The sequence below is a fragment of the Bacillus bingmayongensis genome (assembly GCF_000299035.1).
Classification (GTDB): Bacteria; Bacillota; Bacilli; order Bacillales; family Bacillaceae_G; genus Bacillus_A; species Bacillus_A bingmayongensis.
The window spans coordinates 2,944-4,449 of record NZ_JH921528.1; the positions used below are offsets into that span (position 1 = coordinate 2,944).

Sequence of the window (1,506 nt, forward strand, 5' to 3'; positions counted from 1 at the left end):
TTCGTCATGCTTCACGTACGATAAAAAGTATCGAGACCATTCATGCCCTATATAAACAAAGGCGAAGTCTTCAAAGAGACTCCGCCTTTTCAACGTACAATGAACTTCAACAATTACTAGCTATTTCCTAAACATTGTTCCTCATTTACCAACCTGTTTATGCTTTTTTCAAACTTTGCAACAGAACCTAACAAGTAGATTTAGAATTAAACTGGTATTCTATCTTCTTTGGTTGTTGGTTGAGAAATAACAAGAAATTCAACGTTTTCATTAGATTTGTTCATCATTTGATGGGGAACATGAGGAGGAACTTCTACACCTTCAAAGGGCGCTATATTTTCTAATTGCCCATCTATCTCTAGTGTAGCCGTACCGATTAATACAAAGAAAAATTGCCGAGATTTTGTATGATAATGACGTACTTCGGAGGTATTAGGTGGCATCCGTTCGTGAATAACACTTAAATCATTTTGGTTTACTAAACGCCATCCATCGCATTTATCTCCCCATATATAATGTTCTGCACTTTGTTTACTAATTTTCATTTTTATCAATATCCTTTCGTTGTTATCAGATAATTATGTAAAAACCAATAATACAACTATAACTTTCAAGAAGTTTTTTTACAATAAATCCCTTCCAATAATAGGACGTTATGTTAACTATTAGTGTATGGAATATACATTACCAATGGTCAGGTTAGTTGAATAAAGAGAACCTTCAAGGTTACTTTTCTCCGGAATATTAAGAGAATCTTAAGAAAACTCCTCACTAAGCGTTAAGGTTTGATGGTTATAATAAAGGCAGTGATAGTCTCCGTCCTGCATGGAACCAACTAGCAAACCAGTTTTTCAATGAATTAAATACTACCTTCCAAGAGGAATACAAAATTAGTTAGGAGTGAAATTATGAAAATGTTTCTTGTAACACTTATCATTTCTTTAACCTTGCTTGGCTGTTCTGCTCAGAAAAAAACGAACGAAGCTTTATCTTTCGAGTTTGTAAGCTGGGAGAACAAAGTTTATGTGGTCAGTGATGGTGAGAAAGTTGAAAAAGTTGAAGTTGGACAAAGGATTGGAGAAGTAACAGAGTTTATTGACCAAGAAGGGCGCAACTATCAAGGAACAGCATCAAATGTATTTAAAGAGGGAACAAAGCTTTACAAAATTAAAGATATAGGAACTAATAAAGGTATAGCCGTTCAAAAAGACGATGGGACATTCATTAAAGGGACATTATCTGATGAGTGGCTTAAAGAAAATTTAGGGTCAATTGCCAACCAAGAAATTTCAATTCCGATTGGAGAATAAAACTTGTTCGTATGAAAAAACAATGCCTTCCGGCTAGTTGACCCGGAGGGTATTTTTATAGGCTTCTAGATACATTGACTACCGCATTCGGGACTTACGTTAATTAAACAAACAAAGAGGTCTTAATAGACCTCTTTGTTTTATTCATTACTCAATAGTATTTGCAATTTGGACTAAGACTTTTGATGAAGCTTTA

The 1,506-nt window shown here is 34.4% G+C and carries 2 protein-coding genes and 1 pseudogene; 2 read left to right on the forward strand and 1 reads right to left on the reverse strand.

The features are described 5' to 3' along the window. Window positions 1–131: pseudogene (locus Y7E_RS34670) on the forward strand (IS6 family transposase); the annotation flags it as partial. Between the two features lie 75 nt (window positions 132–206). Here the strand turns inward: Y7E_RS34670 and Y7E_RS0128120 are convergent. Beyond that, window positions 207–545: a cupin domain-containing protein gene (locus tag Y7E_RS0128120; RefSeq protein WP_017154509.1), complete on the reverse strand. Its 339-nt coding sequence runs from the start codon at window positions 543–545 to the stop codon at window positions 207–209. Between the two features lie 363 nt (window positions 546–908). Between Y7E_RS0128120 and Y7E_RS30850 the strand changes: the two genes are divergently transcribed. Further along, window positions 909–1,310, forward strand: a complete 402-nt coding sequence (locus Y7E_RS30850; protein ID WP_017150486.1) for a hypothetical protein — start codon at window positions 909–911, stop codon at window positions 1,308–1,310. Window positions 1,311–1,506: the final 196 nt, after the last annotated feature.